Annotated in this window: 1 pseudogene; it reads left to right on the top strand. The window is 47.7% G+C overall.

The features are described from left to right. Positions 1–84: 84 nt before the first annotated feature. A pseudogene (locus C487_RS20475) lies at positions 85–1,283 on the top strand (BREX-5 system adenine-specific DNA-methyltransferase PglX); the annotation flags it as partial.

Below are 1,283 nucleotides of genomic sequence, written 5' to 3'. Positions count from 1 at the left end.
GGCCGTGCGGGATGCGTCTTTGTTCCAGAAAGAGATGTCTGGGATATACTATCGTATGCGAATAGTAGCCTCACAACCTATTTAATGATATGTCAAACCCCAGACCGTCAATGGGAGGTCGGTTACGTCTCAAAACTTCCTTGGCGAGAGGATATCATCAATCAGAGCGACTTGGATGTACAGGCAAAAGAGATAGCGGGAACTCTCCTCGCCCTTAGAGGAAACGATATCACCTCTCCTCACTATACAGGACCTGCTTTACTCAAACAGGTGGCAGACATCAAGACAGGGAGCTTGTTCGATCACCCACATAGGACAGTGCTCGCTGAACTCCCTATACCAGATGTTGACCAAGAACTAAGTGCAGATTCGAGCATCCATGAACTCTCAACTGCTGCAGACAGACGGAAAGAACATCTTCAGTCGAAGTTACAGCAAAAGGCCGATTACATTGACCAGTACGTCTTTGACCTGTTCGAGGTGGATGAGGAGGGTCGAGAAGAGGTCTATAGAGAAATAGCACTGCGGACTAACGAGGATCCGAGACAGGCGAGTGAGTATGATCCTGAGTCAGTCACAGAAACACGAGAGAATACGGTCGAGTATGTGGAGGATTTGCTTGTACATCTCTCTCTAAAGGCTGTTCAGGAAGACTCGGATGGGATTGTCGAACTGTCGACGGAAGTCCAATCATCCCGAGATAGTCTATTAGATCTGATTGTATCGGAATTCGAATCGATATTCGGGCCCGAATACGAGAAGCGGCTTGCAGAAGTCGATGAGCTACTTGGAAGCAGAGAACGAGCAGAAGAAGCCTATCCCAATCTTCGATCGTGGCTTCAGCGAGACCTCTTCAAGTATCTAACTCAGAAGTTTGAGAATAGGCCGGTGCTATGGAAACTGACTACGGAGAATTTAGTCCCTGATCCAGATGGTGAGGGCTTTGCTTGTCTCATTGATTATCATCAGTTCGACAGGGGTACCTTCGACAGGCTTGAAACCCAATATCTTGAATCACGCAGAGCCGAACTTCGTGAGCGTCGGAATTCGGCAGATCGCCGTCGATCTGATGAATCTTTATCGACTACTGAGCGAGCGACCGCGACAGAAACATACAATCAGTGTGAAAGTGGCCTCCAACAATTAGAACAATTCCAAGAAGCCGTTCAAAACATTATAAAAGAGAGCCCCCGCGACTGGGCCGGTGAGGATCGTGAACTTGCAGAAGAACTCAGACAAGATGTGAAACGATTCATCAGTTTCACTCAAGACAAGCTTCAGAA

Origin of the sequence: Natrinema pallidum DSM 3751, assembly GCF_000337615.1 — an archaeon.
Lineage (GTDB): Archaea > Halobacteriota > Halobacteria > Halobacteriales > Natrialbaceae > Natrinema > Natrinema pallidum.
This window is presented reverse-complemented; position numbering and strand designations above follow the sequence as displayed.